The organism is Streptomyces cinnamoneus, assembly GCF_014650495.1.
Lineage (GTDB): Bacteria > Actinomycetota > Actinomycetes > Streptomycetales > Streptomycetaceae > Streptomyces > Streptomyces cinnamoneus.
Map to the genome: position 1 here is coordinate 1 of NZ_BMVB01000007.1, position 17,308 is coordinate 17,308.

10 protein-coding genes and 1 pseudogene are annotated in these 17,308 nt (G+C 73.5%); 8 read left to right on the forward strand and 3 right to left on the reverse strand.

Features of this window, described 5'->3' with window-relative positions:
- The first annotated feature begins 252 nt into the window (after positions 1 to 252).
- Both IE182_RS12080 and fxsT read left to right on the forward strand, forming a co-directional pair.
- The gene (locus IE182_RS12080) at positions 253 to 1,461 is read left to right on the forward strand and encodes an aKG-HExxH-type peptide beta-hydroxylase (protein ID WP_229844753.1); all 1,209 of its coding nucleotides are present in this window, start codon (positions 253 to 255) and stop codon (positions 1,459 to 1,461) included.
- Between the two features lie 57 nt (positions 1,462 to 1,518).
- Positions 1,519 to 4,533 (forward strand): FxSxx-COOH system tetratricopeptide repeat protein, encoded by a 3,015-nt coding sequence (gene fxsT, locus IE182_RS12085; protein WP_190109761.1) that lies wholly within the window; start codon positions 1,519 to 1,521, stop codon positions 4,531 to 4,533.
- A gap of 64 nt (positions 4,534 to 4,597) precedes the next feature.
- Here the strand turns inward: fxsT and lon are convergent, their stop codons facing one another.
- The gene (gene lon, locus IE182_RS12090) at positions 4,598 to 7,006 is read right to left on the reverse strand and encodes an endopeptidase La (RefSeq protein ID WP_190109762.1); all 2,409 of its coding nucleotides are present in this window, start codon (positions 7,004 to 7,006) and stop codon (positions 4,598 to 4,600) included.
- Positions 7,007 to 7,033: 27 nt separating this feature from the next.
- The gene (locus tag IE182_RS12095) at positions 7,034 to 8,083 is read right to left on the reverse strand and encodes a GlxA family transcriptional regulator (protein WP_190109763.1); all 1,050 of its coding nucleotides are present in this window, start codon (positions 8,081 to 8,083) and stop codon (positions 7,034 to 7,036) included.
- Between IE182_RS12095 and IE182_RS12100 the strand changes: the two genes are divergently transcribed.
- Both IE182_RS12100 and IE182_RS32755 read left to right on the forward strand, forming a co-directional pair.
- A complete protein-coding gene (locus IE182_RS12100) occupies positions 8,082 to 9,101 on the forward strand; it encodes an NAD(P)-dependent oxidoreductase (protein WP_190109764.1) in 1,020 nt (339 codons plus the stop codon). The genes IE182_RS12095 and IE182_RS12100 overlap by 2 nt on opposite strands.
- Before the next feature lie 17 nt (positions 9,102 to 9,118).
- Positions 9,119 to 9,676, forward strand: coding sequence for a maleylpyruvate isomerase N-terminal domain-containing protein (locus IE182_RS32755; RefSeq protein ID WP_373303551.1), 558 nt, complete (start codon positions 9,119 to 9,121; stop codon positions 9,674 to 9,676).
- A 60-nt stretch (positions 9,677 to 9,736) separates the two neighbouring features.
- On the opposite strand, the pseudogene IE182_RS32760 reads toward IE182_RS32755, so the two are convergent.
- Positions 9,737 to 10,705 (reverse strand): annotated as a pseudogene (locus tag IE182_RS32760) (rhomboid-like protein); the annotation flags it as partial.
- Between IE182_RS32760 and IE182_RS12110 the strand changes: the two are divergent.
- The 4 genes from IE182_RS12110 (at position 10,586) to IE182_RS12125 (ending at position 17,242) form a co-directional block, all read left to right on the forward strand.
- Positions 10,586 to 11,299, forward strand: coding sequence for a spermidine synthase family protein (locus IE182_RS12110; RefSeq protein WP_190109766.1), 714 nt, complete (start codon positions 10,586 to 10,588; stop codon positions 11,297 to 11,299). The pseudogene IE182_RS32760 and the gene IE182_RS12110 sit on opposite strands and share 120 nt — an antisense overlap.
- 88 nt (positions 11,300 to 11,387) lie before the next feature.
- Positions 11,388 to 12,125 (forward strand): response regulator transcription factor, encoded by a 738-nt coding sequence (locus IE182_RS12115; RefSeq protein WP_190109767.1) that lies wholly within the window; start codon positions 11,388 to 11,390, stop codon positions 12,123 to 12,125.
- On the forward strand, positions 12,122 to 13,210 hold the full coding sequence (locus IE182_RS12120; RefSeq protein WP_190109768.1) for a HAMP domain-containing sensor histidine kinase: 1,089 nt from the start codon (positions 12,122 to 12,124) through the stop codon (positions 13,208 to 13,210). Before IE182_RS12115 ends, IE182_RS12120 begins: the two co-directional genes overlap by 4 nt.
- A 252-nt stretch (positions 13,211 to 13,462) precedes the next feature.
- On the forward strand, positions 13,463 to 17,242 hold the full coding sequence (locus IE182_RS12125; protein ID WP_190109769.1) for a multifunctional oxoglutarate decarboxylase/oxoglutarate dehydrogenase thiamine pyrophosphate-binding subunit/dihydrolipoyllysine-residue succinyltransferase subunit: 3,780 nt from the start codon (positions 13,463 to 13,465) through the stop codon (positions 17,240 to 17,242).
- The last annotated feature ends 66 nt before the right edge of the window (positions 17,243 to 17,308 follow it).

A 17,308-nucleotide genomic window follows, 5' to 3' on the forward strand; every position in this document is an offset into this window, starting at 1 on the left:
CCACGGCCGAGGCGGTCAGGCCCGCGGCCCGGGCGCCCCGGGCCTGCCGGCCTCTCGGCCGGCCGGACGGCGGGTGCGGCGCCCCCGTCGCCCCGGCCGGGGAAAGCCCCCGCAGTACTGCCCCGGGACGGGGGCGGACCGTTTGCGGGCGTCGGCGGGGCGGGGGCGGGGGCGCTGGCCCGGCTGGCGTGTACGCGGTCCGCGCCCGGCGACGTCGCGCTGCTGCTCGATGGTGCCCACAGCCGGCGGCTGGTGCTGCTCAGGTCCCTGCTGACCCGGCTGGAGCGGCGGCCCGACGCCGTACCGGCCGATGTCCGGGAGCGCTTCGAGGCGCACTGGCGCCTGCTGGAGCGCGCCGAGGCGCAGCACCCGCGCGCGGTGCGCGACACGCTCGGCTATCCCTCGGTGGGCACCTGGCTCACCCGTGCCCTGACCGCGCCCGACGGCGACGCCCTCGCCCGCTGCCTCGGGCACCTCGGGCCCCTCGCCGCGGCGGCCGCCCTGCGCGCGGGCGGCCGGTTCGCCCTCGACCTGCCGGCGCCCGCCGGGCGGCTCGTGCTGCCCGCCACCGGCCTCGTCGAGACCGGCGCGAGCGTCCTGCGGCTGACCGCCCACGGCCGCAGCGCCCACCTGACCGCCGGGGGCCGGCGCACCGGGCCCGTCCTGCTGCGGCTGCCGGGCCGGGTCCTCGGCGCGGGCACCGGCTGGCGGGGCCTGCGGCGGCTGCCCGGCAGCGCCGCCTGCCTCGACGACCTCGACCCCTACCGTGCGCCGGCCGAGGGCGTGGGCAGTGCCGCGCTGCTCGCCGCCTCCCCGGCCGAGACCGGCGGCGAGCCGTGGGGGCAGCGCTGGCGGGGGGCGCTGGCCCTGCTGCGCGCCGTGGACCGGGCCCGGGCCGCGGAGGTGACGGCGCTGCTGCGCTGCGTGGTGCCGCTCGCCCGCCCGGCGGCCTCCCCCGGCGGGGCGGGCCCGAAGGTCAGTGCGACGTTCCGGGCGGCGCCGGGGGCCGTGTTCGCCACCCTGCCCGAGACGGCGGCGGACCTCGCCGAGGTCCTCGTCCACGAGACCCAGCACAGCAAGCTCTCCGTCCTGCACGACCTCCTGCCGTTGCACGGGGCCGGCCCGCGCGAGGCGTACCGGGTGGCGTGGCGCCCCGACCCGCGGCCCTTCGCCGGGGTCCTCCAGGGCACGTACGCCCACCTGGCGCTGGCCGACTTCTGGGCCCGGGCGGCGCTGCGCCGCCCGTTGCCGGCCGCCGCCCGGCGCGGCGCCGGCACGCGCCGCGATTCCTACCTCCAGCAGGTCGCGGAAGCCCTGCCCATCCTGCTTGAATCGGCTGAACTGACGGCCGCGGGGCGGGAGTTCGTCACCGGCATGCACCGGCACCTCGCCGCCCTGGCGCGGTCCGGGGAGCGCCCCGTGGCCATTGGCGCTATGTCACCATTTGGTGACGTACGGTAATCTTGCTCCGCGCCGGCTCCCGGCCGGCGCGGTGCGGAGAACAAGGGAGACGTGCGGATGGCCACGCAGCGGCAAGCGGCCGGCAGTGCGCAGGGGCGGGAAAGCGAGCATTTCGTCGTCGTCTTCGCCGGTTTCCACCGGCCGTGGGCCACCTGGATCGCCCACCGGCTGGAGAGCCACGGCCACCGGGTCACCCTCCACCGCTGGGACCCGCCCCGCGAGGTGCCCCTGGAGGTCGCGCTCGGCGACCTGCTGCTGGCCTCCGGCCGGATACTGCTCGTCCTCAGCGACTGGTTCTTCCAGCTCGGCCCGCGCCCCGAGGCCGAGTGGAACGACGCCCTGCGCGGCATCGTCCACGCCAACGCCGAGCGCTTCGCCGCCGTCAACCTCACCAACCGCGCCCTGCTGACCGCCACCACGGTCCTGGAGCCCGTCGACCTGTGGAGCGTGGGCGCGCAGGAGGCCGAGCGCCGCCTGCTGGGCCGGCTCGGTCTGCCGGTCGTGCCCGCCCGCCGGTCCCTGACCGCCGGCGCCGGCTCCCGCTACCCCAACGACCCGCCGGCCGTCTGGGGCGAGGTGCCCCGCCGCAACGTGCGCTTCACCGGCCGCGACGACCTCCTCAACCGGCTGCAGCAGCAGCTGATGGACGCCGACCAGGGCACCGCCGTCGTCACCCTCCTGGGCATGTCCGGCATCGGCAAGACCCAGATGGTCGCCGAGTACTGCCACCGCTTCAGCTCCGACTACGACGTCATCTGGTGGGTCAACTCCGACACCCGCGGCACCTTGCGCGAACGCCTGGGCGAACTGGCCCCGGAGCTCGGCCTGGCCAGCGGCTCCGAACCCGGCGAACGCATCCGCGCCGTCCACGAGGCGCTGCGCCGCGGCGACCCGCACAGCCGCTGGCTGCTCGTCTTCGACGGCTGGGACGACATCGACACCGCCGAGGACCTCCTCCCCGACGGCCCCGGCCACGTACTGATCACCTCGCGCAACCGCCGCTGGAACGACAGCCGCACCAACGTGATGGAGATCCCCGGGTTCGAGCGCCACGAGTCCACCGGCTACCTCATGCGCCGCGCGCCCCGCATCACCGCCGTCCAGGCCGACGAGGTCGCGGCCGAACTCGGCGACATCCCCCTCGCCCTCGTCCAGGCCGCCGCCTGGCTGGGCGAGTCCGACATGGCCGTCCCCGACTACCTGCGCATGGTCCGCGACGGCGAGCTGTCCGAACTCGCCGACCAGGGAGGCTTCGACGGCGTCCCGCGCTCCTCCCTCACCTCCTGGTCGATACTGATCAACCGGCTCCGCGACTCCCAGCCGCACGCGGTGGAGCTGCTCTCACTGTGCGCCTCCTTCGCCCCCGGCCGCATCCCCATCGGCCTCGTCCGCCACCTGCGCCCCACCGAGCTGCCCGAGGGCCTCGACTGGCTCGCCAGCGACCTGGCCGGCTGGACCCGGGCCCTGGACACCCTCGTCAACTACTCGGTCCTCACCCGCGACACCCGCAGCGTCCTCGCCGGCGAGGAGCCGGGCCCCGAGCAGGAGTCGGTGCACATGCACCGCATCGTCCACGACATCGTGGCCCGCCTGACCTCCCCCGAGGACCGCAAGCTGCACCGCCAGGTCGTGCGCCGCACGCTCGCCGCCGCCGACCCCGGCAACGCCCAGGACTCCCGCCTGTGGCCCCGCTACGCCGAGCTGCTGCCGCACCTGGAGTCCTCCGGCGCCCTGAGCAGCCACAACGAACGCGTCCAGGAGACCGTGCTCAACCTGCTGCGCTACTGCTACCGCAGCGGCGAGTTCCGCACCGGCGTGGAGCTGGCCGAGCAGGTGCGCGCCCAGTGGTCGGAGCTCCTGCCGCCCGTCCACCCGCGCATGATCGAGCTCAGCACCCAGCAGGGCAACATCCTGCGCGCCAACGGCGCCTTCCGCGCCGCCTACGAGCTCGACCGCGAGCTGCTGGACCGGCTGCGCGCGACCCCCGCCCACGACGGCGCCGGCCTGATGACCGCCACCAGCTGCCTCGCCGCCGACCAGCGCTACCTCGGCCAGTACGCCGAGGCCCTCCAGACGCAGCGCGAGGTCCTGGAGACCGCTCTCGAACTCTTCGGCCCCGACGACTACCTCACCCTCCTCGCCCAGCACAACCTCGCGGCCGGACTGCGGCTCCTGGGCCGCTACACCGAGGCGTACGACATGGACCTGGAGACCCTGCGCAAGCGGGAGGCGCTGCTGCGGGCCCGGCACGCCGCCACCCTCGTCTCCGGCATCGCCTGCGCCCGCGACCTGCGGCTGATGGGCTGCTACCGCGACGCGCTGGCCAGCCAGGAGCTCAGCATGCGGCTGCACCTGCAGGTCCTCGGCCCCCAGCACCCGCAGACCCTGCGCGCCCGGCACAACCTCGTGCTGTGCGAGCGGCGCGCGGGCTCCCCGCAGGACGTGGGCGGCTCCATGGCCAGCCTGCTCGAACAGTCCGAGCAGGTGCACGGGCGCCGGCACTACGCCACGCTCGGCGTCCTCATGGACTACGCCAACTACGCCCGGGAGAACGGCGATCTGCAGCAGGCCCGGGACCTGGGCGCCGAGGGCGAGCAGGGCTTCAGGGAACTCCTCGGCCCCGCCCACCCCATCAGCACCGGCATGCTCTCCAACACCGGCCTCATCCTGCAGGCCGCCGGGGAGCGGAGCGAGGCCCTGACCATGTTCGAGGCGGCCCTCGCCGGTCTGTCCGCCACCCTCGGCCCCGACCACCCCTGGGTCCTGGGCTGCGCCCTCAACGCCGCCGGGGGCCGCAACTTCACCGGCCGCCTGGACGCCGCCGCGGACCTCAGCCGCGACACCCTGCGCCGCGCCCGCCGGGCGCTGGGCGAGGACCACCCCCTGACCCTCTCCTGCGAGGTGGCCCTGGCCATGGACCTCCGCGGCCTGCGCGAGCACGAGGAAGCGGGCAAGGTCGAGGAGGACGCCCTCCAACGCCTCACCCGCACCCTGGGGGCACAGCACCCCCACACCCTCTCGGCACGGCAACGGATCCGCCCCTACTGGGACTTCGAGCCGTACCTGGGCTGAGACCCCGCACGGGTGGCAGCCCGGCCCCGCACGGGGGCCGGGCCGCGGGCCCCGGCCGCGCCCGTCACGCCGCGACCGGGACCTCCGGGGCCGCCGTCGAGGCGGCCGTCAGCGCCAGCTCCAGGACCTGCCGGACATCGGAGACCGGGTGGACGTCGAGCGCGGCGAGGACCTCGGCCGGCACGTCGTCCAGATCGGGCTCGTTGCGCTTGGGGATGATCACCGTCGTGATGCCGGCCCGGTGCGCGGCCAGCAGCTTCTGCTTCACCCCGCCGATCGGCAGCACCCGGCCCGTCAGCGAGACCTCGCCCGTCATCGCCACGTCCGGCCGCACCTGCCGGCCCGAGAGCAGCGAGGCCAGGGCCGTCGTCATCGTGATGCCCGCGCTCGGGCCGTCCTTGGGGACCGCGCCCGCCGGCACGTGCAGGTGGACGCCGCGCTCCTTGAAGTCGCCGACCGGCAGCTCCAGCTCGGCGCCGTGGGAGCGCAGGAAGGACAGGGCGATCTGCGCGGACTCCTTCATCACCTCGCCCAGCTGGCCGGTCAGGGTCAGGCCCGCGCCGCCGGTCTCGGGATCGGCCAGCGACGCCTCCACGAAGAGGACGTCGCCGCCGGCGCCCGTCACCGCCAGCCCCGTGGCCACGCCCGGCACGGACGTACGCCGCTCGGCCGCATCCTGCGCGGACTCGGGCGTGTGGTGCGGACGGCCGATCAGGGGACGCAACTGCTCCACGCCCACCGTGAAGGGCAGTTCCTGCTCGCCCAGCTCGTGCCGGGCGACGATCTTGCGCAGGAGCCGGGCCACCGCGCGCTCCAGCGTGCGCACCCCCGCCTCCCGCGTGTACTCGCCCGCCAGCCTGCGCAGCGCCGCCTCCTCCAGCACGACCTCGCCCGGCTCCAGGCCGGCCCGCTCCAGCTGCCGGGGCAGCAGGTGGTCGCGGGCGATGACGACCTTCTCGTCCTCGGTGTAGCCGTCGAGACGGACCAGCTCCATGCGGTCCAGCAGTGCCTCGGGGATCGCCTCCAGGACGTTGGCCGTCGCCAGGAAGACCACGTCGGACAGGTCGAGCTCGACCTCCAGGTAGTGGTCGCGGAAGGTGTGGTTCTGCGCCGGGTCCAGGACCTCCAGCAGCGCCGCCGCCGGGTCGCCGCGGAAGTCGGAGCCCACCTTGTCGATCTCGTCGAGCAGGACGACCGGGTTCATCGAACCGGCCTCCTTGATCGCCCGGACGATCCGGCCGGGCAGCGCGCCCACGTACGTGCGCCGGTGGCCGCGGATCTCCGCCTCGTCGCGGACGCCGCCGAGCGCGACGCGCACGAACGTGCGGCCCATGGCACGGGCCACGCTCTCGCCCAGCGAGGTCTTGCCCACGCCGGGCGGGCCGACGAGCGCGAGCACCGCACCCCCGCGCCGGCTTCCGGCCATGCCCAGCCCCCGGTCGGCGCGCCGCTTGCGCACCGCCAGGTACTCGGTGATCCGTTCCTTGACGTCCTCCAGCCCCGCGTGGTCCCGGTCGAGGACGGCCTTGGCGCCGGGGATGTCGTAGGCGTCCTCGGTGCGCTCGTTCCACGGCATCTCCAGGACCGTGTCGAGCCACGTGCGGATCCAGCCGCCCTCCGGGCTCTGGTCGGAGGCGCGTTCGAGCTTGTCGACCTCCTTGAGCGCGGCCTCGCGGACCGCCCCGGGCAGGTCGGCGGCCTCGACGCGGGCCCGGTAGTCGTCGGACTCGCTCTCCGGATCGCCGCTCAGGCCGGCGAGCTCCTTGCGCACGGCCTCCAGCTGACGGCGGAGCAGGAACTCGCGCTGCTGCTTGTCGACGCCCTCCTGGACGTCCTTGGCGATGGACTCGGCGACGTCCTGCTCGGCGAGGTGGTCGCCGAGCCGCTTCACGGCGAGCTTCAGCCGGGCCACCGGGTCGGCGGTCTCCAGCAGCTCGACGCGCTGGGCGACGGTGAGGAAGGGCGAGTAGCCGGAGTTGTCGGCGAGCTGGCCGACGTCCTCGATCTGCTGGACGCGGTCGACGACCTGCCAGGCGCCGCGCTTGCGCAGCCAGCTGGTGGCCAGCGCCTTGTACTCCTTCATCAGCTCGGTGACCGCGCCGGGCAGCGGGTCCGGCGTGACCTCCTCCACCGGGGTGCCCTCGACCCACAGCGCGGCCCCGGGCCCGGTCGTACCGGCCCCGATCCGCACCCGGCGGACACCGCGGATGAGCGCACCCGGGTCGCCGTCGGAGAGCCGCCCCACCTGCTCGACCGTGCCGAGCGTGCCCGTGGCCGCGTACGTGCCGTCGACGCGCGGAACAAGCAGCACACGCGGCTTGCTGCCACCCGTGGAGGCCGCGGCCTGCGCCGCCTCCACGGCCGCCCGCACCTCCGTGTCGGACAGGTCCAGCGGGACGACCATGCCGGGCAGGACCACCTCGTCGTCGAGGGGCAGCACGGGCAGGGTGAGCGGTGTCGACATCGAAGCCATGATCTCCCCTTAGGCAGGCAAGTTGAGCTACATCGACTCAATGCCCGGGGTCGCCGCGATGTTCCCGGCCCCGTGTTCGCTCTGAGCGATCACGGCCGCCGGGAAGGCCCGCCGGTACTCGCTCGGCGTCACCCCGAAGTGCAGGGTGAAGTGCCGGCGCAGATTCGCCCCCGTCCCCAGCCCGCTCAGCTCGCCGATCCGCTCCACCGGCAGCGTCGTCGACTCCAGCAGCGACTGGGCCCGCGCCAGGCGCTGGGTGAGCAGCCACTGCAGCGGCGTCGTCCCGGTGGTCGCCTGCAGCCGGCGGAAGAACGTCCGCGGGCTCATCCGGGCGCGGCGCGCCAGGTCCTCGACGGTCAGCGGCCGGTCCAGGTGCTCGGTGGCCCACTGGAGCACGGGCGCGAGCCCCTCGTCCCCGCCGGCCGGCACGGAGAGCTCCACGAACTGCGCCTGCCCGCCCGTCCGGTGCGCCGGAACGACCAGGCGGCGCGCGAGCTGGTTGGCCACGTGCGCCCCGAGGTCGCGGCGGACCAGGTGCAGGCACAGGTCGAGCCCCGCCGTGACGCCGGCGCTGGTGAGCACGGAGCCGTCGTCCACGTAGAGGACCGAGTCGTCGATGCGGACCTGCGGGTACTGCTGTGCGAGCTGCCCGGCGTGCATCCAGTGGGCGGTCGCGCGGCGCCCGTCGAGGATCCCCGCGGCGGCGAGCGCGAAGGCCCCGGCGCACAGGGAGACCATGCGGGCGCCGTCGTCCGCGGCACGGCGCAGGGCTGGGGCGAGCTCCGGCGGCAGCTCGCGGTCGCCCTCGATGACGGCCTCCGGGACCGAGGGGACGATCACCGTGTCCGCGCCGGCCAGCCCCTCCAGCCCGTACGGGGTGCGCAGTGCGAAGCCGCCGCCGGCGGGCACCGGCAGGCCCGACGTCCCCCCGGCGGAGCACAGCCGCAGGTCGTACCAGGGGTCGGCCAGGTCGTGATGCGGGATGCCGAAGACGGTGCAGACCACCCCCAGCTCGTACAGGTCCCAGAACGGGACGTCGTCGTCGATCACCACTACGGCTACGGAACCGGCGCTCATGGCGGCAGCCTATGGCAGGAATTTTGCGGCAGTGGGCACTCCTGCCACTGTCCGGCCCGGGGTGCCCCTTGGAAGGGTGGAGGTACGTGATCGACACGGAGGAAAACCCGTGAACACGGGGAAACCTCGCAAGGGGGAGAAAAGTATGAATACCACCGTCACCGTCCTCGGCCTCGGACAGATGGGCTCGGCCCTGGCCCGCGCCTTCCTCGCCGCCGGCCACACCACCACCGTCTGGAACCGCTCCGCCGCCAAGGCCGGGGCGCTCGTCGCCGAGGGGGCCGTCCGGGCGGAGTCGGTCCGCGAGGCCGTCACCGCGAGCGAGGTCGTCGTGGTCTGCGTGACGACGTACGACGACGCCCACGCCGTCCTCGGCCCCGTCGCCGACGCACTGGCGGGCCGCACGCTCGTCAACCTCACCTCCGGCTCGCCGGAGCAGGCGCGCGAGCGCGCCGCCTGGGCCGCCGCGCACGGCGCCGACTACCTCGACGGGGCGATCATGACGACCCCGCCGGGCATCGGGAGCAGCGCGTTCATGCTGCTGTGCAGCGGCTCGCCGACCGCGTTCGCCGCCCACCGGGACACGCTGGCCGCCCTGGCCGCCCCGGTGGACCTGGGCGCCGACCCGGCGCTGGCCTCCCTCTACGACACCGCGCTGCTCGGCCTGATGTGGGCCTCCCTCAGCGGCTGGCTGCACGGGGCGGCGCTGACCGGTTCCGAGGAGGTCCCCGCCACGCGGTTCACCGAGGTGGCCACCCGCTGGATGAATGCGGTGGGCGGCTTCATGACCACCTACGCGCCGCAGATCGACGCGGGCCGCTACCCGGGCGACGACGCGACCTTGGACATCCACCTCGCGACGATGGACCACCTCGTCCACGCCAGCGAGGCCCGCGGCCTGGACACCGGGCTGCCGAAGCTGCTCAGGGACGTCACCGCCCGGGCCGTCGCCGCGGGCCACGGCCGCGACGGCTACGCGGCCCTCATCGAGCTCGTCCGGGCCGGGGGCCGGGCGTGAGCGACTGGGCCGGCCTGGTGGTCTCGGCCGCCGAGGAGTGCACGGCCCTGCTGGAGAGAGGGGCGGGCCGCGACTGGTCCCGGCCCGCGGGGGACGTCGACTGGTCCTGCCACGCCACCCTCGACCACCTGGCGCTCGGCCTCGTCGGCTACGCGGGCCTGCTGACCGCCCGGCCCACCGACCGCTACATCACGCTCTTCGCCTCGCTGGACGCCCACGCCCCGGTCTCAACGCGACTGGAGGGCATCCGCATCGCGGCGTCCCTGCTCGCCGCCACCGTCCGCGCCGCGGCGCCCGGCGACCGGGCCTGGCACCTGTGGGGGAACTCCGACGCCCCCGGCTTCGCCGCCATGGGCGTGGTCGAGACCGTCGTGCACACCCACGACATCGCGCGCGGCCTCGGGCTCGACTGGAGCCCGCCCGACCGGCTCTGCGCGCCGGCCCTCGAACGGCTCTTCCCCGACGCCCCGGCCGGCCACCCCGCCGGGCCCGCCCTCCTGTGGTGCACGGGGCGGGGCGTACTGCCGGGGCAGCCACGGCGGGAAGAGTGGCAGTGGGACGGGACCGTCCGCTGAGGCCGCGCCCGCCGCGGCCGCCCCCGCCCGGCCGGCCCGGCGGGCGCCGTCGCGGACGAGCGGCAGGCAGGCGAGCCCGGTCAGCAGGGCGATGGGGTGGCCCCAGCTGGAGAGCGGGTCGACGAGCTCTATCAGGTCCTGGGCGCACATCGCCCCGGCCACGCCCAGCAGGGCCCAGCGGCCGGGCGGCCGCAGCAGCCCGGAGAGGGCGCCGACGCACGCCATCAGGCCGAAGCTGATGCCGTAGTCGAGGCGGTGCAGCGACGCCTCCGGCAGCTGCCCGGCCGCGACGGCGCCCGCCACGGGCAGCTCCGTGGCCAGCGTGGCCAGCACGTGGCCGAGGAGGAAGACCCCGGCCGTCCGGGCCCCGCCGACGCGGCGTTCCAGGGCGGTCAGGACCAGCACGAAGGCCACGCCGTACGCCGAGCAGAGCCCGCCGGCCACCCACAGGGCACTGGCGACGAGGACGAACACCGGATTGTCGGCCAGGTGCGCGGCGTCCGTGCTGGAGTCGCGGAGCAACTGATCGACGGTGGCCTCGTCACCGAGGTCCGCGTAGACGGCGGTACCGAGGAGGACCAGGCCGTAGACGAGAGTGAACGGCGCGCCCTTGGGGGAGGGCAGCAGCCGGCCCAGGACCCGCAACGCGCGGCGGCGACGCCCCGCGGAGGCGGCCGCCCCCGCGCCGGCTCTTTCGTCGTCGGCGTCAACCGGAGTCACTCGGCCAAGCCCCTTTCCGCGCACTTCCCAGGACGTCCCGGGCCGTCGTACACACCCGTGATGTTCCTGAACATTAAGGTGCACAGCCGTCTGCCGAATCAACCTCTGGCCGTGACTCCGCTCACCCCTTGTCAACCTTTTGACGCCGGGGCGCGTCGGCCGGGTGACCGACGACTTCAGGAGGCTCTCATGACTGTCCCGAACGTCCGGCCCGCCGGCGGCCCGCGCACCGCCACCGAGGAGCCCGTGGTGGTCGAGCGGCGCGACGGCCCGTACGGCGAGGTCGTGCTGCGGCGGCGGGGACCGCACCACGAGATCATCGCCAACGGCTGCTTCCTCATGGACACCGCCGACGGCCGTTCCGAGCGCCTGCTCGTCGACGCGGCCCTGGCCGCCCTGCCCCGGGACCGCCCGGCACCGGCCGTCCTGATCGGCGGGCTGGGCGTGGGCTTCTCGCTGGCCAGGGCGGCGGCACAGCCGCGCTGGGGGCGGATCACGGTCGTCGAACGCGAGGGCGCGGTCATCGACTGGCACCGCACCGGCCCGCTGGCCCCGCTCTCCCGGGACGCACTGGCCGACCCCCGCACCGAGATCGTCCACGCCGACCTCGTCGAGCACGTCCGCACCGCCGGACGCCGCTACGACGCGCTCTGCCTGGACATCGACAACGGCCCCGGCTGGACCGTCACCGACGGCAACGCCGGCCTGTACGCGCCGGCCGGCCTCGCCGCCTGCCGGGCCCGGCTGACGCCCGGCGGGGTGCTCGCCGTCTGGTCCGCACAGCCGTCCACAGCATTCGAACAAGCCCTCCGGAATGCCGGATTCGCCGGGGTAATGACGGAAGAGATCAGCGTTGCCCGAGGCGTCCCGGACGTCGTCCACCTCGGCATCTGTGCCGCGTAGCCGATCCCCGCCGGGTGCCCGTACCCTGCCTTCCACACCTGCAGGACTGGTAGTGAGAACGCTACGGAAGACGCTAGGGGCGGGGCGCATGGAGCAGACACACATCGGCCCGGGTGGCGTCGCAGCCTCAGCCGGGGCACAGCGCCGGGTGCTGATCGTCGAGGACGACAGAACGATCACGGACGCCATCGCGGCCCGGCTGCGGGCCGAGGGATTTCAGGTACGGACCGCGGGGGACGGGCCCGCGGCGGTGGACACCGCGGAGGCGTGGCAGCCGGACCTGCTGGTCCTGGACGTCATGCTGCCGGGCTTCGACGGCCTGGAGGTCTGCCGCAGGGTGCAGGCCCAGCGGCCGGTGCCCGTCCTCATGCTCACCGCACGCGACGACGAGACCGACATGCTGGTCGGGCTCGGCGTCGGGGCGGACGACTACATGACCAAGCCGTTCTCGATGCGCGAGCTGGCCGCCCGGGTGCACGTCCTGCTGCGCCGGGTGGAGCGGGCCACGCTGGCCGCCCACACACCGCGCAGCGGCATCCTGCGGCTGGGCGAGCTGGAGATCGACCACGCGCAGCGCCGGGTGCGGGTGCGCGGCGGGGACGTCCACCTGACGCCGACCGAGTTCGACCTGCTGGTCTGCCTGGCCAACACCCCGCGCGCGGTCCTCTCCCGCGAGCAGCTGCTGGCCGAGGTGTGGGACTGGGCGGACGCCTCGGGCACCCGGACGGTGGACAGCCACATCAAGGCGCTGCGCCGGAAGATCGGGGCGGAGCGCATCCGCACCGTGCACGGCGTCGGCTACGCGCTGGAGACCCCGGCCGCATGAGGAGGGCGCGGGGTGTGTGGGACCGGGTCTGGGAGGCGCTGCGCCCCCTGGACCCGTACCGGTCGGTGAAGGCGGCGCTGGGCGCGCTGGTCATCGGGTCGGTGGTGATCACGACCTTCCTGGTCTTCGTCGCGATCCACTCGGCCACCGAGATCCGGGTGATCACCGTCTTCTCGATCATCGCCTCGCTGTTGATCACCCAGTTCGTGGCGCACGGACTGACCGCACCCCTGGACGAGATGACCGACATCACCCGTTCGATGGCACAGGGTGATTACACCCGGCGGGTGCGGGCCGCCCGCCGGGACGAGTTCGGCGACCTGGCGATCGCCTTCAACCGGATGGCGGCCGACCTGGAGGCGGTGGACACCCACCGCAAGGAGCTGGTCGCCAACGTCTCCCACGAGCTGCGCACCCCCATCGCGGGGCTGCGGGCGGTGCTGGAGAACGTGGTGGACGGCGTCTCGGCCGCCGACCCGGAGACGATGCGCACCGCGCTGAAGCAGACCGAACGGCTGGGCCGGCTGGTCGAGCAGCTGCTGGACCTGTCCCGGCTGGACAACGGCGTGGTGCCGCTGCACGCCCGCCGCTTCGAGGTGTGGCCGTACCTGGCCGGGGTGCTGAAGGAGGCGAGCATGGCCTGCGGCAGCGGCTCCTCGCCGCGCGCCCGCAAGGACGTCCACCTGCACCTGGACGTCTCCCCGCCGGAGCTGACCGCGCACGCGGACGCCGAACGGCTGCACCAGGTGGTGGCCAACCTCGTGGACAACGCGGTCAAGCACAGCCCCCCGCACGGCAGGGTGACCGTCCGGGCCCGCCGCGGCGAGGGCGCGCAGTCGCTGGCCCTGGAGGTCCTCGACGAGGGCCCGGGCATCCCGGAGGCCGAGCGCCACCGGGTCTTCGAGCGCTTCAACCGCGGCCCCTACGGCAAGCAGGGGCCGGGCCACGACGGCGGCACCGGGCTGGGCCTGGCCATCGCCCGCTGGGCCGTCGACCTGCACGGCGGGAGCATAGGAGTGGCCGAATCCCCCCGGGGGTGCCGCATCAGGGTCACTCTTCCGGGCGGACCTCGGGAACAGACTTGACGTAGGGTCGTTGGTGGGAGCACACGTCCGTACCGGGCGTGGGGCAGGCTCCGGCGAACCCAGGAGACCCCGGGAAGACCTCGGAAGAAGAGGAACCTCCGGGTTTTCCCGCCTGGTCCTGCCCTGAAACCCGGGGCAGAGTGTGACTTAGGCGACGACTGGCCCGGGTGGCCTGCATCTAAGGTCCCGACAGGCGTAGCCTTTATTCCCGCTGTCCACCACCTTAGGAAGCGGAAGAGGGCGGTTGCCGCCGTGTCGCCACAGTCCCCCAACACCTCATCGAGCATCTCGACCGATCAAACGGGGCAGGCCAAGAGTCCTGCCGACGTGTTCGGTCCCAATGAGTGGCTCGTCGACGAGATCTACCAGCAGTACCTCCAGGACCCGAACTCGGTCGACCGAGCCTGGTGGGACTTCTTCGCCGACTACAAGCCGGGCCAGGCGGCGGCTGCGCCGCCGGGCACCGAGGCTCCCGTGACGCCGGGCACCGCCCCGGCCCAGGCCCCGGCCGCCCCCGCGGCCCCGGCCACCCCGGCGCCCGCCCCCGCCCCCGCGGCTCCCGCCGCCCCGGCACCGGCGAAGCCGGCCGCGAAGCCCGCCGCGGCCGCACCGGCCGCCAAGCCGGCCGCGAAGCCCGCCGCCAAGGCCCCGGCCGAGCCGGCCGCCGGCCCGGAGCTGGTCACCCTGCGCGGTCCGTCCGCCGCGGTCGCCAAGAACATGAACGCCTCCCTGGAGCTGCCGACGGCCACGTCCGTCCGCGCGGTCCCGGTGAAGCTGCTGTTCGATCAGCGCATCGTGATCAACAACCACCTGCAGCGCGCCCGCGGTGGCAAGGTCTCCTTCACGCACCTCATCGGCTACGCCATGGTGCAGGCGCTGAAGCTGATGCCGTCCATGAACCACTCCTTCATGGAGAAGGACGGCAAGCCGACCCTCGTCAAGCCCGAGCACGTCAACCTCGGCCTGGCGATCGACCTGGTCAAGCCGAACGGCGACCGCCAGCTCGTGGTCGCGGCCATCAAGAAGGCCGAGACGCTCAACTTCTTCGAGTTCTGGCAGGCGTACGAGGACATCGTCCGCCGCGCCCGCGTCGGCAAGCTGACGATGGACGACTTCACCGGGGTCACCGCGTCGCTGACCAACCCCGGCGGCATCGGCACCGTGCACTCCGTGCCGCGCCTGATGCCGGGCCAGGGCCTCATCATCGGCGTGGGTGCCATGGACTACCCCGCCGAGTTCCAGGGCACCTCGCAGGACGCCCTGAACAAGATGGGCATCTCGAAGGTCATGACCCTGACCTCGACGTACGACCACCGGGTCATCCAGGGTGCCGCCTCCGGCGAGTTCCTGCGGATCATGCACCAGCTGCTGCTGGGCGAGAACGGCTTCTACGACGAGATCTTCGAGGCGCTGCGGATCCCCTACGAGCCGGTCCGCTGGCTCAAGGACATCGACGCCTCGCACGACGACGACGTCACCAAGGCCGCCCGCGTCTTCGAGCTGATCCACTCCTACCGGGTCCGCGGCCACGTCATGGCCGACACCGACCCGCTGGAGTACCGCCAGCGCAAGCACCCCGACCTCGACATCACCGAGCACGGCCTCACCCTGTGGGACCTGGAGCGCGAGTTCGCGGTCGGCGGCTTCGCCGGCAAGTCGATGATGAAGCTGCGCGACATCCTGGGCGTGCTGCGCGACTCGTACTGCCGCACCACCGGCATCGAGTTCATGCACATCCAGGACCCCAAGCAGCGTCGCTGGATCCAGGACCGCGTCGAGCGCCCGCACTCCAAGCCGGAGCGCGAGGAGCAGCTGCGCATCCTGCGCCGCCTGAACGCCGCCGAGGCGTTCGAGACGTTCCTGCAGACGAAGTACGTCGGCCAGAAGCGGTTCTCCCTGGAGGGCGGCGAGTCCGTCATCCCGCTGCTGGACGCCGTGCTGGACGCGGCCGCCGAGGCCCGCCTGGACGAGGCCGTCATCGGCATGGCCCACCGCGGCCGCCTCAACGTCCTCGCCAACATCGTCGGCAAGTCCTACGCGCAGATCTTCCGCGAGTTCGAGGGCAACCTCGACCCGAAGTCGATGCACGGCTCCGGCGACGTGAAGTACCACCTGGGTGCCGAGGGCGTCTTCACCGGCCTGGACGGCGAGCAGATCAACGTCTCGCTGGCCGCCAACCCCTCCCACCTGGAGACGGTCGACCCGGTCGTCGAGGGCATCGCCCGCGCCAAGCAGGACATCATCGGCAAGGCCGGCACGGACTTCACCGTCCTGCCGATCCAGCTGCACGGCGACGCGGCCTTCGCGGGCCAGGGCGTCGTGGCCGAGACCCTGAACATGTCGCAGCTGCGCGGCTACCGCACCGGCGGCACCGTGCACATCGTCATCAACAACCAGGTCGGCTTCACCGCGCCGCCGGAGTCCTCGCGCTCGTCGATGTACTGCACCGACGTCGCCCGGATGATCGAGGCGCCGATCTTCCACGTGAACGGTGACGACCCGGAGGCCGTGGTCCGCGTCGCGCGGCTCGCCTTCGAGTTCCGCCAGGCGTTCAACAAGGACGTCGTCATCGACCTGATCTGCTACCGCCGCCGCGGCCACAACGAGTCCGACAACCCGGGCTTCACCCAGCCGCTGATGTACGACCTGATCGACAAGAAGCGCTCGGTGCGCAAGCTGTACACCGAGTCCCTCATCGGTCGCGGCGACATCACGCTGGAAGAGGCCGAGCAGGCGCTGCAGGACTACCAGGGCCAGCTGGAGAAGGTCTTCATGGAGGTCCGGGAGGCCGACACGGCCCCCGTCGCCGCCGAGGTCCCGGTCCCGCGCGCCGACTTCCCCGTGCACGTGGACACCGCGATCTCCCAGGAGGTCATCAAGCGGATCGCCGAGTCGCAGGTCAACCTGCCCGAGGGCGTCACCGTCCACCCGCGTCTGCTGCCGCAGCTGCAGCGCCGCGCCTCCAGCGTCGAGGACGGCACCATCGACTGGGGCATGGGCGAGACCCTCGCCTTCGGCTCCCTGCTGATGGAGGGCACCCCGGTCCGGCTCGCCGGCCAGGACTCCCGCCGCGGCACCTTCGGCCAGCGCCACGCGGTGCTCGTCGACCGGGAGACCGGCGAGGACTTCACCCCGCTGCTGTACCTGTCCGAGGACCAGGCCCGCTACAACGTCTACGACTCGCTGCTCAGCGAGTACGCGGCGATGGGCTTCGAGTACGGCTACTCCCTGGCCCGCCCGGACGCGCTGGTGATGTGGGAGGCGCAGTTCGGTGACTTCGTCAACGGTGCCCAGAGCATCGTCGACGAGTTCATCTCCTCCTCCGAGCAGAAGTGGAACCAGACCTCTGGTGTCACCCTGCTGCTGCCGCACGGCTACGAGGGCCAGGGCCCGGACCACTCCTCGGCCCGTGTCGAGCGCTTCCTCCAGCTCTGCGCGCAGAACAACATGACGGTCGCCATGCCGACGCTGCCGTCGAACTACTTCCACCTCCTGCGCTGGCAGGTCCACAACCCGCACCACAAGCCGCTCATCGTCTTCACCCCGAAGTCGATGCTGCGTCTGAAGGCCGCGGCGTCGAAGGCGGAGGAGTTCACCACCGGCGGCTTCCGCCCGGTGATCGGCGACGACACCGTGCGTCCCGAGGACGTCCGCAAGGTCGTCTTCTGCGCCGGCAAGGTCTACTACGACCTCATCGCCGAGCGGGACAAGCGCGGCGTGACCGACACCGCCTTCATCCGCCTGGAGCGCCTGTACCCGCTGCCGGGTGCCGAGCTCCAGGCCGAGATCGCCAAGTTCTCGGGCGCCGAGAAGTACATCTGGGCGCAGGAGGAGCCGGCGAACCAGGGTGCGTGGCCGTTCATCGCGCTCAACCTGATCGACCACCTGGACCTGGCCGTGGGTGCCGACATCCCCGCCCGGGAGCGACTGCGCCGGATCTCCCGGCCGCACTCCTCCTCCCCGGCGGTCGGTTCGGCCAAGCGCCACCAGGCGGAGCAGCAGGCACTGGTCGCCGAGGTCTTCGACGCCTGATCCCGCGCCGGAGCGCCGTAGACGGGCCGGGCCCCCACCGCACCAGCGGTGGGGGCCCGGCCCCGT

Coding starts and splice junctions, on each gene's coding strand:
- fxsT (WP_190109761.1), top strand. CDS start 1,519: ATGGCCACGCAGCGGCAAGCGGCCGGCAGTGCGCAGGGGCGGGAAAGC.
- lon (WP_190109762.1), bottom strand. CDS start 7,006: ATGGCTTCGATGTCGACACCGCTCACCCTGCCCGTGCTGCCCCTCGAC.
- IE182_RS12100 (WP_190109764.1), top strand. CDS start 8,082: ATGGCGGCAGCCTATGGCAGGAATTTTGCGGCAGTGGGCACTCCTGCC.
- IE182_RS12095 (WP_190109763.1), bottom strand. CDS start 8,083: ATGAGCGCCGGTTCCGTAGCCGTAGTGGTGATCGACGACGACGTCCCG.
- IE182_RS12110 (WP_190109766.1), top strand. CDS start 10,586: ATGACTGTCCCGAACGTCCGGCCCGCCGGCGGCCCGCGCACCGCCACC.
- IE182_RS12115 (WP_190109767.1), top strand. CDS start 11,388: ATGGAGCAGACACACATCGGCCCGGGTGGCGTCGCAGCCTCAGCCGGG.
- IE182_RS12120 (WP_190109768.1), top strand. CDS start 12,122: ATGAGGAGGGCGCGGGGTGTGTGGGACCGGGTCTGGGAGGCGCTGCGC.